General features: G+C 65.6%; 17 protein-coding genes. 2 read left to right on the plus strand and 15 right to left on the minus strand.

Going from position 1 to position 19805, the window contains the following annotated elements; all coding sequences use genetic code 11:
- The first annotated feature begins 3 nt into the window (after positions 1-3).
- Positions 4-1560, plus strand: coding sequence for a hypothetical protein (locus PMN64_RS18525; protein WP_411781670.1), 1557 nt, complete (start codon positions 4-6; stop codon positions 1558-1560).
- An 18-nt stretch (positions 1561-1578) separates the two neighbouring features.
- On the opposite strand, the gene PMN64_RS18530 is transcribed toward PMN64_RS18525, so the two are convergent.
- Genes PMN64_RS18530 through PMN64_RS18585 form a run of 12 tightly spaced genes read right to left on the minus strand, consistent with a single transcriptional unit; the run spans position 1579 to position 14008 of the window.
- Entirely contained in the window at positions 1579-2781 is a 1203-nt protein-coding gene (locus PMN64_RS18530; RefSeq protein WP_411781671.1) for an ABC transporter substrate-binding protein, read from the minus strand.
- 55 nt (positions 2782-2836) lie between these two features.
- Positions 2837-3538, minus strand: coding sequence for an SDR family NAD(P)-dependent oxidoreductase (locus PMN64_RS18535; RefSeq protein ID WP_028343312.1), 702 nt, complete (start codon positions 3536-3538; stop codon positions 2837-2839).
- A 39-nt stretch (positions 3539-3577) separates the two neighbouring features.
- Positions 3578-4384, minus strand: coding sequence for a glutathione S-transferase (locus PMN64_RS18540; RefSeq protein ID WP_411781672.1), 807 nt, complete (start codon positions 4382-4384; stop codon positions 3578-3580).
- A gap of 25 nt (positions 4385-4409) precedes the next feature.
- Complete coding sequence (locus PMN64_RS18545; protein WP_411781673.1) at positions 4410-5570, minus strand: iron-containing alcohol dehydrogenase; 1161 nt, start codon at positions 5568-5570, stop codon at positions 4410-4412.
- 40 nt (positions 5571-5610) lie between these two features.
- Positions 5611-6384, minus strand: a complete 774-nt coding sequence (locus PMN64_RS18550) for an enoyl-CoA hydratase-related protein (protein WP_411781674.1) — start codon at positions 6382-6384, stop codon at positions 5611-5613.
- A gap of 12 nt (positions 6385-6396) precedes the next feature.
- On the minus strand, positions 6397-7407 hold the full coding sequence (locus tag PMN64_RS18555) for an NAD(P)H-dependent flavin oxidoreductase (protein ID WP_411781675.1): 1011 nt from the start codon (positions 7405-7407) through the stop codon (positions 6397-6399).
- A gap of 21 nt (positions 7408-7428) precedes the next feature.
- Complete coding sequence (locus PMN64_RS18560) at positions 7429-8616, minus strand: acetyl-CoA C-acyltransferase (protein ID WP_411781676.1); 1188 nt, start codon at positions 8614-8616, stop codon at positions 7429-7431.
- A 15-nt stretch (positions 8617-8631) separates the two neighbouring features.
- Entirely contained in the window at positions 8632-9762 is a 1131-nt protein-coding gene (locus tag PMN64_RS18565) for an acyl-CoA dehydrogenase family protein (protein WP_411781677.1), read from the minus strand.
- Positions 9763-9782: 20 nt separating this feature from the next.
- On the minus strand, positions 9783-10964 hold the full coding sequence (locus PMN64_RS18570) for an acyl-CoA dehydrogenase family protein (protein WP_411781678.1): 1182 nt from the start codon (positions 10962-10964) through the stop codon (positions 9783-9785).
- 12 nt (positions 10965-10976) lie between these two features.
- The gene (locus PMN64_RS18575; RefSeq protein WP_411781679.1) at positions 10977-11714 is read right to left on the minus strand and encodes an SDR family oxidoreductase; all 738 of its coding nucleotides are present in this window, start codon (positions 11712-11714) and stop codon (positions 10977-10979) included.
- A 51-nt stretch (positions 11715-11765) separates the two neighbouring features.
- Positions 11766-13310, minus strand: coding sequence for a class I adenylate-forming enzyme family protein (locus tag PMN64_RS18580; RefSeq protein ID WP_411781680.1), 1545 nt, complete (start codon positions 13308-13310; stop codon positions 11766-11768).
- Positions 13311-13369: 59 nt separating this feature from the next.
- Complete coding sequence (locus PMN64_RS18585) at positions 13370-14008, minus strand: 2-hydroxychromene-2-carboxylate isomerase (RefSeq protein ID WP_411781681.1); 639 nt, start codon at positions 14006-14008, stop codon at positions 13370-13372.
- 207 nt (positions 14009-14215) lie between these two features.
- On the opposite strand from PMN64_RS18585, the gene PMN64_RS18590 reads away from it, so the two are divergent.
- Complete coding sequence (locus PMN64_RS18590; RefSeq protein WP_411781682.1) at positions 14216-14722, plus strand: winged helix-turn-helix transcriptional regulator; 507 nt, start codon at positions 14216-14218, stop codon at positions 14720-14722.
- 47 nt (positions 14723-14769) lie between these two features.
- On the opposite strand, the gene PMN64_RS18595 is transcribed toward PMN64_RS18590, so the two are convergent.
- From PMN64_RS18595 to PMN64_RS18605, 3 genes are all read right to left on the minus strand, one after another.
- The gene (locus PMN64_RS18595; protein WP_411781683.1) at positions 14770-15645 is read right to left on the minus strand and encodes a PhzF family phenazine biosynthesis protein; all 876 of its coding nucleotides are present in this window, start codon (positions 15643-15645) and stop codon (positions 14770-14772) included.
- Positions 15646-15672: 27 nt separating this feature from the next.
- On the minus strand, positions 15673-16716 hold the full coding sequence (locus PMN64_RS18600; protein ID WP_411781684.1) for an alpha/beta fold hydrolase: 1044 nt from the start codon (positions 16714-16716) through the stop codon (positions 15673-15675).
- Between the two features lie 107 nt (positions 16717-16823).
- Positions 16824-19145: a molybdopterin guanine dinucleotide-containing S/N-oxide reductase gene (locus PMN64_RS18605; RefSeq protein WP_411781685.1), complete on the minus strand. Its 2322-nt coding sequence runs from the start codon at positions 19143-19145 to the stop codon at positions 16824-16826.
- Positions 19146-19805 lie beyond the last annotated feature (660 nt).

The following is a 19805-nucleotide window of genomic DNA, read 5'->3' on the forward strand; positions in this document are numbered from 1 at the left end:
GACATGATTATCGAGTTTCGCTGCGATCGCGCGCAGGCGCGGCTCTGGATGCGTCGCGAGACGCTGCGCGTCAGCGATCAGGATATTCCCGTTCAAATCGCCTGGACTACGACGCCGGGGCCGAGGCCCGCCGGCCTCGACATGCTGTTCGAACTCGAACGCATCGTGCTGCGCAAGGGCAAGGCCGGCGATGCCGACAGGCTGAAGACGATTGCGGAACGGCCGCGCATGGGCAGCCCCGATGTGGTGGTCGACTTCACCACGGCCGAGCGGGACCCGAACTGCTCCGCCGGGCTCTATCTCCGTCCACGCTTCAACGGACAGGCCGGAGAAGCCGCCGCACTGGCCGCCATTCTCGCCGGCGACCTGCCGGTGATTGAAATCGTCAACGAGCTCGACGGCACGGTGATGGACCGCGGCCACCCCTCGGCGGAAATCGCCGCCGGCCTGAGCGGCGGGCTCGAAACGGTCATGGCGCGGACCTTGTCCATGCTGCCGCCGATCCTGTCGGGGGCTCCGCGGCTGGTCCCGCAATTGGCTGCGCCGGCGGCCGGCAGCGCGCCGCGAAATCCCGCGCCCTTTGTCGTGCGCGGCGTCGCGACCTCGATCGCGAAGGAAATCTACCGTCTCTGCTGCTACGCGCCGCATTGGCATGTCGGTTGGCGCTACGCCGAGACCGCGGATGTCTGGCGGACCGGTGACCTGTCGGGACCTGCCTGGAACGTGCTCGGCGATCCCGGCAATCACTTCTATGCCGATCCCGTCCCGTCGAAGTGGCAGGGCAGGACGGTCGTGTTCTTCGAGGACCTCGACCACCGGACCGGCAAGGGCATCATCTCCGCGATCGAATTCGACGGCAGCGGTCCGGTCGGCACGGTGCTGCCGGTGCTCGAAGAGCCGTGGCACCTGTCCTACCCGTTCCTGATCGAGAACAACGGCGAACTGTGGATGATCCCGGAAAGCACCGCGCATCGGGATGTGCCGATCTACAAATGCGTCCGCTTTCCCGACAAGTGGGAACGGCAGGGCACGCTGCTGTCCGGGCTCGAACTCGCCGACGCGACCATCACGCAGCATGACGGCCTCTACTACATGTTCGGAGCCTGGCGCGACGGCACCGGCGGATATTCCGACACGCTGGCGATCTATTACGCCGAGCAGTTGTTCGGCCCCTGGCGGCCGCATGCAAGCAATCCGATCCTGATGGATCGCGCGACGACCCGGCCGGCCGGCAATTTCGTGACCGTCAACGGCAAGCTGTGGCGGCCGGTGCAGGACTGCACCAACGGATACGGCGCGGCGCTCGGGCTTGCGGAAGTGCTCGAACTGTCACCGACGACCTACCGGCAGGCCGTGCGCCATCTGCTCAAACCCGGGCCGCTGTGGACCGGACGCAAGCTGCACACGCTCAACCGCTGCGGCCAGCTCGAGGTGATCGACGGCTCGCGGGTCCAGCCGAAGACCACCGCCTTGCTGAACAGCCTGCGGTCAAGCGACCGGCCGGCGCAGCGGGAGTGGCAAAACACGCTGGCGAAGCCGATCGCACGTCGGCTCCACTAGCACCTCGGTTGGCCCGGTTCAGTTCGGGGCGGCACTCAGCACGCCGCCGAACTGCTCCCACGAGCTTCCGGTCCAGCGTTGCAGCTGAAGCTGCGTATAGGCCATGCTGTTGTCCGGACCTGTGTTGATCGTGATGCCCGGCATCAGGGTCGGCAGCACGAGCCCCCTGATGTTGCGCGCCTGCTTGACGATGTTCTCGCGCGACAGGTCGTCGCCGCACTGCTTCAGCACCTGTTCCAGGATCTGGCCCTGCTGGGTGCCGAACAGATAATTGTTGTCGCCGATGTCGGCGCCGGGAAGATACTTCTCGAAATGGGCGCGATACCATTTCATGCCGGGATCGTCGGCCCACTTCTTGTCGTTCGGATCCTTGGTGACGGTCGCCACGACAACGCCCACCGCCTTGTCCGCTCCCGCCGGCACGATGGTCGCGGAAACAGAGCTCGACACGTAGTTGACGATGGTCAGCGGCGACCAGCCGATCTCGTTCGCCTTCTTGATCGCCTGGGCCGCGAATTTCGGCGTGCCGGCGATCAGGAACGCCTGCGCACCCGACGCCTTCAGCGTCACCACGCGGGATTCGATCGTCGGCTCGGTGACCTCATAGGGCGACGTCACCACCTTCTTGTCGAAATCGGCCTTCAGCACCTCCTTGAACGCGGCCACGAAATCGCGTCCGAGATCATCGTTCTGGTAGAGGATTGCGATCTTCGCATCGGGCGCCGTCTGCGTGATGTATTTTGCGTAGATCTTTCCTTCGGTGTTGTAGCTCGGCAGCCCCGTGGTGGTCAGCGGAAACTCGGTGAAGTTCGCAAACTTGGTCGCGCCGCTGACGACGAACAGATGCGGCACCTTCTTGGCGGTGACGTATTTGATGGTCGCGCCGATGCCGGGCGTGCCGAGCGGACTGAACAGGAACGCCACCTCGTCGCTCTCGATCAGCTTGCGGGTCTGCTCCACGGCCTTGGGCGGCGTGTAGGCATCGTCATAGGTGATGAGGTTGATCTTGCGGCCGTTGACGCCGCCGCGGTCATTGACGGAATGGACGTAGGCGATCAGGCCCCTGCCGGTGTTGCTGAGCGGCGACGCCGGGCCGCTGAACGGGAACGTCGCTCCGACCTTGATTTCCGACTCCGACACCCCCGGCGTTTCGGCGCGGACTGGAGCTGCGGCAAGCGCCGCGAGCATCGCAACGGACACGGCAAACGTCTTCAACAGCATGAAATTCCTCCTGAGCTTTTATGAATTGACCAATTCCTGCAACCGCCGCGCGGCGCTACCAGGCTTCGCCGAACGGCCTGATCTCGACGTTGAACGACCACGCGCTGCGATCCTGATGGGCGACGTGCCAGACCTCGTCGGCGATCGCTTTCGGCTTGATGAAGAAGTCGTCCGGCCGATCCGGCCAGCGCTTCCGCGTCCACTCCAGATCGATCACGGCATCGATCACGAGATAGGCGACGTGCACGCCTTGCGGCCCGAGATCGCGGGCCATCGCCTCGGCGAGAATCCGCTGCGCTGCCTTGGTCGGCGCGAACCCCGCGAAGCCGGCCTTGCCGCGCAGGGCCGAGGTGTTGCCGGTCGCGACGATGGCGCCCTTGCCCGCACCGATCATCGCCGGCGCGAACCGCCGTGCCAGGTACAACAGTCCCATCGTGTTGACCTGGAAGTTGCGATTGAGAACCTCCGGATCGATCTCGCGGAAGGTGCCGAACGCCCCGCCGACGGCGTTGTGAATGACCACGGCGGGATTGCCGAGATCGTGCTCCACCGCGGAGGCCACCGCCTCGACCTGCGCGGGATCGGACACATCGCATCGATAGGCCTTTGCGCCCGGCAGCTGCTGCTCGAGCGCGGCGAGACGCGCCTCGTTCCTGGCGAGCAGCGCGACGCGGTAGCCGCCCTCGGTGAATCTCCGGGCGAGCGCCGAACCGGTGCCCGGCCCAACGCCGGATATCAGACAGACAGGTGCGGTCATGCGATCAACCCTCCGCGTTGCGGCCTATGGCCTTCATGGTCAGGCGGCCGCCTTCGACAGCAGCTTCTCGACGTAAGGCTTGAGGTCCGGCCCGATATGCTCATGCGCGATCAGGCGGTCAAAGTGGGCAAACATCAGCGGATACTCATCCTGCACACCCGGGTGCAGGATTTTCGCCAATCTCTGCTTGCGCAGCTGCTCGGCCCGCGCGTGTTCGTTCATGAACAATGCGAGTTCGGCGGCAAAGCAGATGTCGGCAATCGAGATGCCGTCCCCGACCAGCACCTCCCGCCGTGGCGACAGCGCCTGCTCGATCCCGGACGCAAAGATCGCGAACGCATCCTTGGCCCGCGCATGAATGGCCGCATCGACGGTGCCGCCCGACAGCGCCAGCAGATAGATTTGCGAGTCCCGCGCAAACACCAGGCTGACGTCGAGAAAGCTGTCGATCCTGGACGCCTCATAGGCGTCGCGTCCATAGAGCGGGAACGCTGCCTCGCCGAGCCGCGCCACCGCGCGCATGATGCTGTTCGATTCGAAGATCCCGACCTTGCCGTCGGCGCCGAACGCCGCCGGCACATTGCCGAACGGCTGTGCCGCCATGAACGCGTCGGTCTTGAAGAGCTGCGCGCCGGTCAGTCCGACCCGCCCGGTCCGTGCCAGCGACGACAGCGAGGCGCGCTCATGCTCCGCCAGCGGACGGGCATCATAGTCCCACAACCAGTCGCGCAACTCCTTGCCCGAGGCGCCCCTGACCTCGACATCGACACCGCAGAACCGCGCCGCGATGGTTGCCTTCCAGACGCGCGGGTTCGGCAGATAGGAGAAGATGCGCAAGGCGGCCATGGTGGACTGCTCCGGTGCTAATGCCTCAGGCGGCCAGCTTCAGGATCTTGACGACGTCGGCGGGTTCGCGGATCGGCTGCGGGTTGGCCCGCGTGAAGATCGACAGCATGGCGTTCCGGCCGATCAGCTCAAACCGATCTTCGCCGACGCCGACATCGGCAAGCCGGCGCGGCAGGCCGAGTTCCGCGATGAACGCCGCGAAGGCTTCGCCGGCGTCACGCCCCGGCGCGCCGAGCGCGGCGGCAATCGATTGCTGTGCGGCTTCCGTCGCCGGGCGGTTATAGCGGAGCACGCTCGGCATCATCACCGCCGTGCAGAAATAATGCGGCACATCGCAGGTGCCGCCGAGCACGTGGCCGATAGCGTGACTGGCGCCCATCGGCACCCGCGACTGCAATCCGAACGCCGACAGCCAGGAGCCGAGCTGGCAGCTCAGCCGCGCCGCCGCGTCGTCGGGGTGGGCCTTGGTGCGCAGCAGGCCGTCATGCAGATAGCGCAGTCCCTGCTGGCACACCGCATCGACCAGCACATTGGGGCGGCTGGAGCAGATCGCCTCGATGCCGTGATCCATCGCCCGCGTGCCGGAACCGAGCCAGAGCTTCTCGGGCGTATATTTCGTGATCGCGGGATCGAGGATGATGCTGCGCGGCATCATCATCGGATGGTTGAAGATCTGCTTCAGCTTGCGGCCGGTATCGGTGACCAGCGCGCCGGAATTGTATTCGCCGCCGGACAGCGTGCTGGGGATCGCGATCATCCGGACCTTCGGCGACCGGAATGGCCCGAAGCGGCGGTCCGGCGTGGTCTCGAAGCCGTCGAGGCCATCCGGCTTGAAGATCGCGTGCTCGATGCACATCAGCACGATCTTCGCCGCATCGACCACCGAGCCGCCGCCGATCGCGACCACGAGGTCCGCCTTGGCCTCGCTGGCCTGCCGCGCGATCTGCGTCACGACATCCCTCGTCGTGTGCTGCGGCACGCCGTCGAAGGTCGCGGCATGGCGGTCGCCGAGGGCTTGGCGGATTTTCTCGATCTCGTCGGTCGTGGTGTTCAACGTCCGGCTGGCGATCAGATAGACGCGCTTCGCGCCCAGCCGCTCGGCCTCCTCGCGCAGCGCTTCGGCTGCCGGCTTGCCGTAGATCACGGTTTCCATGGTCGGGTATTGATGGCTGCCGGTGACGCGCATGCTTTCACTCCCTCGATGTGTCCGTGAGTTCCGCTGTCGGTCAGGCCGACAGCTTGGTGAAATCAGGCTGCCGCCGTTCCGCGAAGGCGGCGAAGGCCTCGCGCGCCTCGGGCGTCGTCAGCCGCTCCTTGAACAGCACGCCTTCCTCGGCGATCTGCGCCGCGATCTTCTGCTGCTCGCGCATCAGCTTCTTGGTCATGCTGAGCGACCCTGCCGGCCGCCTGGTCAGCGCGACCGCCGCGTCATGCGCCCTCTTGCGCAGATCGGCCTGCGGCACCACGGCATTGGCGAGGCCGGATGCCAGCGCGCCCTGCGCGTCCATCGGTTCGCCGAGCGCAAACATCGCATAGGCGCGCGCATGCCCGATCCTTAAGGGAAGCAGCCAGCTCGACGCCGCCTCCGGCACCAGCGCGAGGTTGACGAAGGGCGTGATCAGCCGCGCGTTCTCGGCGAGATAGACGAGGTCGCAATGCAGCAGCATGGTGGTGCCGACACCGACCGCATTGCCCTGCACCGCCGCGACCAGCGGCTTGCCGACCTTGCTGATGGTCTCGATGAAGCGATGCGCGGGGCTATCGACCGCGCTCTCGCCGCGTGCCTGGCTCGCGAAGTCAGCGAGGTCGTTGCCCGCGGTGAAGCTGTCGCCGTCGCCCTGGAACAGGATGACGCGGACGGCTGGATCCGCCTCGGCCTGCTTCAGCGCGTGCGACATGGCGTCATACATGGCGCCGGTCAGCGCGTTCTTCTTCTCGGGCCGCTGCAAGGTCAGCGTCATGACGCCGGCGGCGATCTCAACCTTGACATGCTCGGTCATGGCACTCTCCCGTCAGGCGACCGCGCGGGCCGGCGTGGTTTCGAATTTGCCGTCGAGGAAGCCGGTCAACCGCTGCCGGATGATCGCTTCGGCCTCAGCCATGATGCGGTCGATCAGCTCCTTGACGGTCGGGATGTCATTGATCAGGCCGACCACCATGCCGCAGCTCCAGGCGCCGGCATCCATCTCGCCGTCGATCATCACCTTCGGATAGACGCCGGCGACCTGCTCGTGGATATCCTCGATCTTCAGCCTGGCGCCCTTCTCGCGCTCGATCTCGAGCAGCTCATCGACGCCCTTGTTCTTCAGCACCCGCTCGGTGTTGCGCAGCGCGCGCATGACGAGGCGCGTATCGAGCTCGTCGGAGTCGAGCAGCGCCTGCTTCACGTTGGGATGCACCGGTGCTTCCTTGGTCGCGATGAAGCGCGTGCCCATGTTCATGCCGGCAGCGCCCATCGACAGCGCGGCGACAAGGCTGCGCGCGTCCGCCATGCCGCCCGAGGCGACGAACGGGATCTTCAATTCGTCCGCTGCACGCGGCAGCAGGATCATGTTCGGGATGTCATCCTCGCCGGGATGGCCGCCGCACTCGAAACCGTCGACGCTGACGGCGTCGCAGCCGATCTTCTCGGCCTTCAGCGAATGCCGCACCGAGGTGCATTTGTGGATCACCTTGATGCCGGCCGCCTTCAAGGCCGGCATGTACTGCTCCGGGCTGCGGCCGGCGGTCTCCACCGCCTTGACGCCGCCCTCGCGGATCGCTGCGATGTATTCCGGATAGGGCGGCGCGGTGAAGCTCGGCAGGAAGGTCAGGTTCACGCCGATCGGCTTGTCGGTCATGTCGCGGCAGCGCGCGATCTCCTTGGCCAGCAGCTCCGGCGTCCTCTGGGTCAGGCCGGTGATGATTCCAAGGCCCCCGGCGTTGGACACCGCCGCAGCCATCTCGGCGAAGCCGACATAGTGCATGCCGCCCTGGATGATCGGATGCTGGATGCCGAACAGTTCAGTGATTGCTGTCTTCACAAGTCTCTCCCGCGTTTCCGCTCAGTGGACGATTTCAAACAGGCCCGCCGCGCCCATGCCGCCGCCGATGCACATGGTCACCACGCCGTATTTCGCCTTGCGCCGCCGGCCCTCGATCAAGAGGTGGCCGGTGAGCCGCGCCCCGGTCATGCCGTAGGGATGGCCGATCGCGATCGAGCCGCCATTGACGTTCAGCTTGTCCGGATCGATGCCGAGCTTGTCGCGGCAATAGATCACCTGCACCGCATAGGCCTCGTTTAGCTCCCACAGATCGATGTCGTCGATCTTCAAATTGTGCCGCTTGAGGAGCCGCGGGATCGCGGCAACCGGGCCGACGCCCATCTCGTCCGGCTCGACGCCGGCGGCGACGAAGCCGCGGAAGATGCCGAGCGGTTTCAGGCCCTTCTGCGCGGCAACCTTGTCGCTCATGATCACGCAAGCCGAGGCGCCGTCCGAGAGCTGGCTGGCGTTGCCGGCGCTGATGGTCTTGCCCTCGAACACCGGCTTGATCTTGGCGAGCCCGTCCGCCGTGGTATCCGGCCTCGGGCCCTCATCCTTCGCCAGCGTCACCTGCTGGTAGCTGACTTCCCTGGTGTCCTTGTTGACCACGGCCATTTTGGTCGTGATCGGCACGATCTCGTCGTTGAAGCGGCCGCCCTGCAGCGCGGCGCCGACGCGGCGCTGGCATTCAAGGCTGTATTCGTCCTGCTTGTCGCGGCCGATCCCGTAGCGCTCGGCGACGACCTCGGCGGTCTCCAGCATCGACATGTACATCTCGGGCTTCATCGCCATCAGCTCGTCGTCGACGGCGTGGAACCTGTTCATGTGCTCGTTCTGCACCAGGCTGATCGACTCGATGCCGCCGCCGATCGCGATCTCGACGCCGTCGAGCATGACAGAGCGGGCGGCGACCGCGATCGCCTGCAGGCCGGAGGCGCATTGCCGGTCGATGGTGGTGCCGGCGACTGTCACCGGCAGCCCGGCGCGGATGGCACCCCTGCGCGCGACGTTCATCACCATGGTGCCCTGCTGCATCGCGCAGCCCATCACCACGTCCTCGACCTCGCCGGGCGCGATGCCGGCGCGTTTCACGGCTTGGGCCATCACATGACCGGCCAGGGTCGGGCCATCGGTGTTGTTCAGCGCGCCGCGATAGGCCTTGCCGACGCCGGTGCGCGCGGTGGAAACAATGACTGCATCCTGTGACATGCTTGCCTCTCTGGCTTAGGCGACCGCGTCGAGCTGCGCATAGCGCAGCACGTGATAGGCGGGATCGCCGAACTGGATGTTGATGGAGGAAATCCGCTTGAAGTAGTGGCCGACATTGAGCTCGTCAGTCATGCCCATGCCGCCGTGCAGCTGCACCGCCTGATCGGCGACGAACTTGCCGGCATAGCCGATCTTCGACTTGGCACCCGAGGCGAGCCGAGACACGCCGGCCTCATCGTCATTGAGACTGAGGCTGAGATGCTGCATCAGCGACAACGCCTCCTGATGCGCGATGAACATGTCGACCATCCGGTGCTGCAGCACTTGGAAGCTGCCGATCGTGACGCCGAACTGCTTTCGCATCTTGGAATAGTCCAGGGTCGCAGCGTTCAGTTCGCCGATCGCGCCGACCGCCTCGGCGCAGAGCGCGCCGATGGCGCGGTTGCGGCAGGCTTCCAGCGCGGCGACGCCCTCGCCTTCGTTGCCCAGCAATTCCGCCCGCACGCCGCGCAGGCTGATCTCGGCCGCCCTGCGGCCATCGATCGTCTTGAAGCTTTGCAGGTCGAGATTGGCCGCCCGGCGATCGACCACGAACAGGCTGACGCCGCCGCGATCGTGGCGATGGCCCGAGGTGCGCGCGGAGACGATGAGATAATCCGCCCACGGCGCGGCGATCACCGCCGTCTTCTCGCCAGTGAGCACGTAATCGTTGCCGTCGCGGCGCGCCGTGGTGGTGACGGTGGCGAGATCGAAGCGCGAGCCCTTCTCGGTCCAGCCCAGCGCCCAAAGTTTCGTGCCAGCGATGATGTCAGCGATGAACGCCTGCCTCTGCGCGTCGGAACCCGCCTGTTCGATCAAGCCACCCGCAACGACGACCGTCTCGACGAAGGGCTCCACGACAAGATGGCGGCCGAACTCCTGCATGATGATCATGGTCGACAACGGCCCGCCGCCGAGCCCTCCGACCGCTTCCGAGAACGGCGCGGCGAGCAGGCCGAGCTCGGCGAATTCAGCCCATTGCTTGCGGCCAAAACCCTCCTCGCTCGCGACGATCTTGCGGCGGGCGTCGAAATCATACTGGTCGCGCAGCAGCCGCTGGACGCTGGACCGCAACAATTCCTGCTCTTCCGTGAACTGGATATCCATCCGATCCTCGTTGCTTGTGGCTAGAGTCCAAGCACCGCCTTGGCGATGATGTTGCGCTGGATCTCGTTAGACCCGCCGTAGATCGAGAGCTTGCGCGAGTTCAGATATTTCTCAGACGCCGTGTGGCCGTAGTCGGGGCCCGGCATGAAGTGGTTGGCGCTGACCGGATGCTCGCGGATCGCAAGCCCGTAATTGCCGATCGCCCGATGGGTCAGCTCGGTGATGTCCTGGAAGATCTCGGTGCCGCGGATCTTGAACAGCGAGGCCGCCGGTCCCGGGTCGATGCCGCGCGCCATCTGGGCGACGACGCGAAGCTCGGTCGCCTCCAGCGCCAGCACGTCGAGCTCGACGCGGGCGATGTCCCTGATGAACTCCAGATGCGCCGGATCGTCTTCCGGGATCTCGGCCTTCACGATCTTCTTCAGCCGCTCGATATAGCGCGTCGAACGGCCGATGCCGGCCATGCTCGTGCGCTCATTGCCGAGCAGGAATTTGGCGTAGGTCCAGCCTTTGTTCTCTTCGCCGATCAGGTTCTCGGCGGGGACGCGGACGTTCTCCAGGAAGACGTCGTTGACCTCGTGCGAGCCGTCAATGGTGATGATCGGGCGCACCGTGACGCCCGGCGACTTCATGTCGATCAGCAGGAACGAGATGCCGGATTGCGGCTTGGCCGTGGGATCGGTACGAACCAGGCAGAAGATCCAGTCGGCGTGCTGCGCCAGCGTGGTCCAGGTCTTGTGGCCGTTGACGATGTAATGGTCGCCGTCACGCACCGCCTTGGTGCGCACAGTGGCGAGGTCGGAGCCGGAGCCCGGCTCCGAATAGCCCTGGCACCACCAGTCCTCGCCGGACAGGATTCGCGGCAGGAATTTCCTTTTCTGCGCGTCGTTGCCGAAGGTGTAGATGACCGGGCCGACCATGGTGACGCTGAATGCCAGCGGCGGCATGGTGCCGGCGCGCGTCGTCTCCTGCTCGAAGATGAAGCGGCGGGTGATCGACCAGCCGGGCCCGCCATATTCCCTGGGCCAGAGCGGCGCGATCCAGCCCTTGTCGTGCAGGATGCGATGCCACAGCAGCATCTGCTCCTTGGAGAGATCGGTCTCCGGATTGGCGACGCGCATCTCCGCTGGATAATTGTCCTTGATGAAGGCGCGAACCTCGTCGCGGAACGCCGCATCTTCAGGGGATAGCGCGAGCTCCATCTGCAGTGCTCCCTACCACTTCTCGCCGAAGGGCCGGATTTCCAGTTCAAAGGTCCAGGCGCTCTTCGGCTGCTGATAGAGCTGCCAGTAGGCACCCGCGACCGATGCCGGCGGCATCAAGAGATCGGGATTGTCGAGCGCGTTCGGGCCGAGCGCCTCGATGCGGCGCTGCCGGACCCATTCGGTATCGACGCCGGAATCGATGATCAGATGCGCGACATGGATGTTCTTCGGCCCCAGCTCGCGGGCCATCGCCTGCGCCACGGCGCGCAAACCGAACTTGGCGCTGGCAAAGGCGGCATAGCCGCTGCCGCCGCGGAGTGACGCGGTGGCGCCGGTGAAGAAGATGTTGCCCTCGCCACGCGCCGTCATCAGCCGCGCCGCCTCGCGTCCAGCCAGGAAGCCGGAGTAGCAAGCCATCTCCCAGACCTTGCGGAACACGCGCTCGGTGGTCTCGAGGATCGGGAAATTGACATTGGCGCCGATGTTGAAGATGCAGACCTCGAGCGGCGCATGCTTGTCGGCGTCATTGAGGAAGGCCGTGATCTCCTCCTCGTTGCGCGCATCGAGCGAGCGCGCGTGGATCTCGCCGCCGGCGGCCTCGATCTCCTTGACCAGCGGCGCCAGCTTGTCGCCGTTGCGGCGGCCGGCGAAGATCGTAAAGCCTTCGGAGGCGAACTTCTTGGCGATCTCGCCGCCGATGAAATCACCGGCACCAATGACGGCCACCGTCCTGTTTCGCTTCTGCATGGTGTACTCCGGTCTTGTTTGAGTGAACTGGCTCGCGGCGGCGGCTCAGCCTCAGCTGCGCAGCGACTCCGCCAGCTTGTGCTTCAGCAGCTTGCCCGTCGATGTCGCGGGCAGCGCGTCCATCAGGATAATCTCCGACGGACGCTTGTACGAGGTGAGTTGCGGGGCAATATGCGCCATCAGGTCCTGTACGGTGGCGGTCGAGCCCTTGATCAGCTGCACAAAGGCGACCACCTCCTCATTGCCCTCGACCGGCCGGCCGACCACGGCGCACTGCACCACGGCGTCGTGCGTGCTCAGCACCGCCTCGATCTCGGCCGGATAGACGTTGAACCCGGAGCGGATGATCATCTCCTTGGTTCGCCCGACAATGTAGAGCGCATCATTCTCGAAGCGGGCCAGATCCCCGGTGTTGAACCAGCCGTCGGGATCGATCGCCTTGGCGGTCAGGTCGGGCGCGCGGTAATAGCCGCGCATCACGTTGGGGCCGCGAACATGCAGCTCGCCGACTTCGCCTGCCGCAACCGGCTTGAGGTCGCGGCCGACCAGCTTGGCCTCGAGGCCGGGCATGACGGTGCCGACCGCATGGTCGGCCCGCGGATTGTCGGGCCGGACGCCGGAGATACCCGGCGAGCATTCGGTGATGCCATAGCCGTTGAGCAGCGGCAGCCCGAGCTCCTGCTCAACCCGCGATTTGAGATCGAGGTCGAGCGGCGCGCCGGCCACCGAGATCACCCGCAACCGGCCGCGATCGAGCTTCGGCAGGCCGGCATTGCGCCGGTATTCGAGCAGACGCTGATAGGTCGCGGGCACGCCGTTCAGGATCGTGATGCCCTCTTCAGTCATCGCCTTGACCAGCGCGGCCGGATCGTATTTCGCCACCAGACGCACGGTGGCACCGATCATCAAGGTCATGGTCAGCAACGAGATGCCGACGATATGCGAGATCGGCAGCACGCAATATTGCACGTCATCGGCCGCCATCTTCCGGAAGCTTGCCGTCGCCCGGGCGCTGAACAACAGATTGCGATGGGTCAGCATCACGCCCTTCGGCGTGCCCGTGGTACCGGAGGTGTAGATGAGAACCGCCACCTGGTTTGCGCCGTCGGCCTCGACCGGCTCCGCCACCGTTGCCAGGTTCAGGCCGGTGACGGCGATGCCGCGGAGCGGGCCGACATCCTGCACGGCAGCCTCGTAGCGTGCGGCATGCGTGGCCGCCTCCTGCGAGACCTCGGCGGTCAACAGCACGCGGCGGGCGCCGCTGTGATCCCTGATCTGGTCGAGCTCACGCGGCGACAGCCGCGGATTGACCACGATGGACCAGACATCGAGCCGGCTCGCCGCCAGCAGCAGGCAGGCGAGCGGAATCGAGTTCTCGCTCACGATCATCATGCGGTCGCCGGCGCGGATGCCGAGTGCCCGCAGCGCCTCGGCGACGCGACCGACCGTTCGGTCGAGCTCGCGATAGGTCAGCCGCATCTTGTCGTCGATCAGCGCCGGATGATCCGGCGTCGCCCCGACGTGGTGATCGATCACCTCGTGGATGCGGTTCGGCAAGCCTTCCACACTTCCTTCAAACTGGGTCGACGCCTGCACTGAAACCTCCCTGTGACAGCCCTTTGGGCCTGATTTGTTGTCTTGAGGAATTTTCCCGCTCAGGCGGTCTTGCGCCGCCCCGCGGCCAGCTGCGCGACAATCTCGTCCTCGACCTCGCGCAGCTTGTCCTTGCCGAAGAAGATCTCGTCGCCGACAAAGAAGGTCGGCGAGCCGAACGAGCCGCGCGCCACCGCGTTGCTGGTGTTGTCGATCAGCTTCTTCTTCACCTCGTCCTGCTGGGCGCGGGCGATGATGCGATCGATATCGAGGCCGGAAGACAGGAACGCTTCGCGAAACACCTGCGGATCGTCCATCTTCTTGGGCTCGGACCACATGTGGTGATAGGCGGCGCGAAAGTACGGCTCGAACTGCCCTTCGAAATCGGCAGCGACGACGCCGCGCATCAGCATCAGCGTGTTGACCGGGAAGAACGGGTTCGTCTTGAATGTCGTGATGTTGTAGCGGCGCAGGAAGCGCTCGGTCTCGAGCGCGTTATATTCCGGCTTGTTCTTGATGCCGCGCAGCGACTCGCCGGGCGACATGTTGCCGGTCGCCTTGTAGACGCCGCCGAGCAGCACCGGGATGTAATCGAATTTCACGCCGGTGCGCTTCTCGATGTCGGGCAGCGCCAGTTCCGCCAGATAGGCATTCGGACTTCCAAAATCGAAATGGAATTCGACCTTGAGCGGAGCAGCCATGGAACGCCCTTCCCTTCGATTGCCAGCGGCCGTCAGCCGCCGCGTTGATCGAGCCGGGACCTTAAGTTCTATTTTAGAACTGTCAATATGATATTTGTCATCCAATGACCGCGCTACGGCCCCAAGCTAGGGCATCCTATTGAAATGACGTTAGTTCTGTTTTAGAATTTTACTGAGCGATATTGTCGCCGGCCGCAGGAGATGCTGATGAAATGGGATGCCCTCGAGGAGGAGCCGTGCTCGGTGGCCCGCACGGTGGCTGTGATCGGCGACCGCTGGAGCCTGTTGGTCCTGCGCGAATGTTTCCTGCGCATCCGCAGGTTCGATGACTTCCAGGCGTCGCTCGGGATCACCCGGCATCTGCTTGCCGACCGGCTGAAGAAGCTGGTGCGGTTCGGCGTGCTGCGCAAGATTCCCTATCAGGAGGCGCCGAAGCGTTACGAATACATCCTGACGCAGAAGGGGCTCGACCTCTATCCGATCATCATGTCGATCGTGCACTGGGGCAACGTCCACATGGTCGATTCGCGCGGCCGGCCGATGCTGCACGAACACAAGACCTGCAAGAAGATGTTCGATCCCGTCATGGTCTGTTCGGAATGCGGCGAGCCGCTGAGCGCGAAGGCGGTCCACGTGCATCCGGGCCCGGGTGCGCGGAAATCATCACCGGTGCACGCCAAGGCGCAGGACCGGGCCAGGCGCGCCGCTGATTAGACCTGGATACTGTTTACGAAGCCGGCTCGCCTTGCGCTGGCGGCTGCTCAGTGTGACGGCGCAGCCATCAGCGCGACATTGCCGCCAAGCAGGCAGCCGACAGGACGGCCGCCGGCGAAGCCGATGCGGACGCGGATCTCGGACAGCCGCCCCATCGTCCTGCCCTGCAGGATTCGGATCTCGTCGTCATCAGGAGCGACCAAGCCATAGTCGAGCAGGCCGAACGCCAGCGCCGCGGCCGCAATGCCGGTTGCGGCATCCTCCCGATAGCCGGATGAGCGCGGGAATTGCCGCGCCTCGAACAGGCGAGCCTTTCGGTCGATCACGGCGAATGGATAAAGCCCGGTCGATCCGATCCGGCCGCAGACCGCCTCGACGTCCTCTATCGCGGGATCGAGCGCATTCAGCGCTTCGGGGGAGCGCATCGGGATCAGGGTCTTGATCCGCGATGTGACGGCATTGCACGGTGTTGTCGCATCGATCGCTTGCGGCCCGACCGCGAGCGCCCAGAGCACGTCATCGCGTTGCCCCGTGGTGAGCGGAACGGTCTTCCCGGCCGGCTGGGTGATCTCGACGTTGGGCTCGCCGTGACGATCACGGCTGATGAAGCCGGTGACCGGACCGCTGCGCGTCGAGATCCGGATGGTGTCGCCGGGCAGCTTTCCCTGGCGCGCAAGCAGCCAGAGCGCGCCGATGGTCGCGTGGCCGCACATTTCCATTTCGTGATTCGGAACGAAGAAGCGGAACGTGGCGTCGAAGTCGTCGCTCTGCGCCGGCAGCACGAAACCGGACTCGTGACCGTGGCGGCGCGCAACATCCTGCATCTCGGCGGCGCTCATGCCGCTTGCATCCACCACGATCGGACAGGGATTGCCTCCCTGCCCATCGACCGTGAACACGCTGACCAGTTCCGCTGTCGCCATGATGTCGCTCGCCTGTCTCGCCGTCTGCTACTTGACCAGCGTCGCGCCGGTCTCCGGATGCTGCAGCCAGCCGAGCAGCGCCTCGTGGAAGCGCGCCGGGGCCTGGATCTGCGGCGAATGGCCGAGGTCGGGGAATTCGATCAGCTGCGCATGCGGAATGCGCTTCGCGGCCTCCTTGCCCAGCACCGGATAATTGCCGAGCGTCTTGCGGATCTCCGGCGGCGCGGTGTCCTTGCCGATCGCGGTGGTGTCCTTGTCGCCGACAAAGAGCAGCGTCGGCGGCTTGATCTGCTCGAATTCGTAGAACACCGGCTGGGTCGCGATCATGTCGTAGAGCCGCGCCGAGCTCGACGCCACGGCGGCGCGGCCCGGACCGCGATACATGCCGGCCAGCATCTGCACCCAGGTCTCGTAGGACGCATCCCAGGTATCGGCGTAATAGGTGGCGCGCTCATAGGCGCGGATGCTGTCCGCGGTGACGCGCGTCTCGCGCTGCATCCAGCCGTCGAGGCTGAGCCACGGCACGCCCTTGGCCTTCCAGTCTTCGAGGCCGATCGGATCGACCAGCACCAGCTGGTCGGTCGCCTCCGGATACATCAGGGTATAGCGCATCGCCAGCATGCCGCCGGTCGAATGGCCGACCATGATCGAATGCGCGATCCCGAGCGAGGCGAGCAGCGCGCGGCTGTTGCCGGCGAGCTGCTGGAAGGTGAACTGATAGCGTTCCGGCTTGCTGGATTTGCAGAAGCCGATCTGGTCGATCGCGATCACGCGATAGCCGGCGCCGCTGAGCGCCTTGATGGTGCCGTCCCAGGTCGCGGCACAGAAATTCTTGCCGTGCAGCAGCACCGCGGTCTGGCCGTTCGGCGTCGCCGGCTTGACGTCGAGATAGGCCATGTCGAGCTCCTGCCCCTGCGAGCTGAAGCGATAATGCTCGAGCGGATAGGGATAGTCGAAGCCCTGCAGTTCCGGTCCATAGGCCGGCTCGGCGGCCGATTGCGCCAACGCGTTGGACGATCCGAGCGCGACGGTCGCAGCGACGGCAAGGTGAAACAGGGTTTTCAGGTGCATCTGGACAGGTCCGAAAATCAGGGTCGATCTCGTGATGCCGTAGCCGAACGGCTGAACGCCATCCAGCACCCACTGATGATTTGTTCGTGATCGGCTGCGGTCCCCCTCTACGCCGGATCGAACGCCCGGATCGGCGGCAGATTGCCGTTGAAACGCTCGACCTCGACGCTCGTCAGCTGGCCGGTGCAGCCCTGCGCGAAGGATGACGTGCCGATGTCGCGCGTCAGCACGTTCGGATTGCCGTGCACGCAGAGCGGCGCATCCTCCTCGGGGTCCATCGGGTCGTACCAGGCGCCGGTCGGCAGCTGAACCACGCCGGGCGCGATCCCGTCGGTGACATGCACCGCGGCAAGGCAGGCGCCGCGTGCGTTGAAGATGCGGATGATGTCGCCGTCGGCGATGCCGCGCGCGGTCGCGTCGCGCGGGTTCATGCGCGCGACCTCGCGGCCGCGATGCTTGGCGTCAAGCGAGTGACCGCCGAAGTCGAGCTGGCTGTGCAAACGCGTCACCGGCTGGTTGGCGACGAGGAAGCACGGCGCGCCTGATGTCGGCGTGTCGGTCTTCTCGAGCCAGACCGGATGGCCCGGACAATCCGCATCGCCGTGACCTGCGATCTTCTGCGAGAAGATCTCGATGCGGCCGCTCGGCGTCGGCAACGGCCGCGCGACCGGGTCCTCGCGAAAACGACGCAGCGAGCCGCCGTCGTCGAGATGCTGCGGCACGACCAGGCTGCCGCGTTCCCAGAACTCCTCGAAGCTTGGCGCCTCGAGCCCGCGCGCGGCGAGCGCCTTCCGCGTTGGTTCATAGAGATGTTCCAGCCATTGCCGCGACGTGCGCCCCTCGGTGAAGGGCTCGCGGGCCCCTAACCGCTCGGCGAGATCGGCGAAGATCTCGTAGTCGTCGCGCGCAAGGCCGAACGGCTCGGCGATCCGGTGCATGGCGACCATCAAGGGATCGTTGCTGGAATAGCCGATGTCCTCGCGCTCCAGCGTCATCGTCGAAGGCAGCACGATGTCGGCGTGGCGGGCGGTGGCGGTCCAGGCGAGTTCGTGCACCACCAGCGTGTCGAGCCGCGCAAACGCCTTGCGCAGGCGGTTGAGGTCCTGGTGATGGTGGAACGGATTGCCGCCGGCCCAGTAGACGAGGCGGATATCCGGATAGGTCCGCGTCTCGCCATTGTAGCGATAGCTGGTGCCGGGATTGAGCAGCATGTCGGCGATGCGCGCCACCGGAATGAAGTCGGCGACGCCGTTGCGGCCCTGCCCGAGCGTCGGTCCGGGCACCGCGTTGACGCGCCGGCCGTAATAGCCGATCGCGCCGAGCGAATAGGCGTAGCCGCCGCCGGGCAGCCCGATCTGCCCGAGCGCCGCCGCCAGCACCATGCCCATCCACACCGGCTGCTCGCCATGCTCGGCGCGCTGCAGCGAATGCGACACGGTGATCAGCGCACGACGCCCGGCGAGCCGCCGCGCGAGCGCCTTGATCGTGCCGGCGTCGATGCCGCAGATCGCTGTGGCCCATTCGGCGCTCTTGGGCACACCGTCGCTCTCACCGGTGAGATAGCGCAAAAACACCGGCCAGCCCTCGGTGTAGCGATCGAGGAAGGCCTGATCGTGCAGGCCTTCGCTGACCAAAGTGTGGACGATGCCGAGCATCAGCGCGGTGTCGGTGCCGGGTGTGGCCGTCATCCATTCGGCGCCGGCCTCGACCGGGAGATCGTCGCGCAGCGGACTGACCAGGATGAACTGGCAGCCGCGCCGGTGCGCGGCTTCCATCGCGCCGCGCTCGACATGCTTGCTGATCGAGCCGCCGGCCACCATCGAATTCTTCAGCGCCATGCCGCCGAACGCCAGCACGATGTCGGTTTCGGCTGCGATCTGCTCCCAGGTGACGTTGCGCTTGGTGATGTCCTCGTAGCCGGTCAGAATCTGCGGCAGCAGCACTGAGGACGCGCCCGAGGAATAGGTGTTCACCGAGCGGACATAGCCGCCCATCGCGATGTTGAGGAAGCGGTGCACCTGGCTCTGCGCGTGATGGAAGCGGCCCGCGCTGGACCAGCCGTAGGAGCCGCCGAACACCGCGCCGGGGCCGATCGTGTCGCGGATCCGCGTCAGCTCGCCGCCGAGCAGGTCGAGCGCCTGCTCCCAGCTGACCGAGACGAAGTCGTCGCGGCCGCGGCGATCGTCCGGGCCGGGCCCGCGCTCGAGCCAGCCGCGGCGGATCGCGGGCTGCGCGATGCGCGCCTGGTGGCGCAGCGCGCCGGGGAAGTTGTTGATGATGCCGTTCGGATCGGGATCAGCGGCGTAAGGCCTGACTTCGAGACCCGCCTTGCCGAGCCGGGCCGAGAACACGCCCCAATGCGAGGTGTGCGGCTTGAATCCGTCGGATAGATCAAGGCCGGGATCGGGGTGGCCAATGGTCTCGCTCATCGATGCTCCTTCATCCCAGGCCGGTTCATCCCAGGCCGGCGCCGCGCCACGCCTGTCGCAACGTTCCGGCCAGTATAATGATCCAATCGGCGCACGGTACCCGCTAACACGGATCGCACCGTGCCTTGCCGGCATGACTGCGCCTGATGGCGGCGGAACTCCCCGCCGCAGGCAGGGCTGTCGCATATGCGCTCGATCCCTCCACAAACTCGTCATGCCCGGCCTTGTGCCGGGCATCCACGTCTTGGTTTCCGCGTGGAAAAGACGTGGATGGCCGGGACGAGCCCGGCCATGACGATGTGGAAATAGCAGCGCCAAGCTTTGCCCTGCCATATGCGATCGCCCTACTCGCCGCAGGCCCGCGCCGCCAAAATATCGAAAACAACCCCATGCAAAGGAGCCGGCGGCTGCCCGGCGCCCGACAAGGCCACTTGACACGTCGGGCAAATCAGCGGCACACTTCCAATATTCCGAAATCGTGCAAGCTCCCTCGCCCGCAACAGCGGGCGCGACGGATGCACTTGCGACCGAAACCCCTCCCCACAATTGACATCGCCCCGGCTGCCGCAGCGAGCGATCGCCTGCGCACGTGCCGCGCGCGTTCCAGGGAATACCCGACATGGATACTGCACCCGACATCACCGTGCCGACGATGCCCGC

The sequence above is a fragment of the Bradyrhizobium sp. UFLA01-814 genome (genome assembly GCF_046718885.1).
Taxonomy (GTDB): Bacteria; Pseudomonadota; Alphaproteobacteria; order Rhizobiales; family Xanthobacteraceae; genus Bradyrhizobium; species Bradyrhizobium elkanii.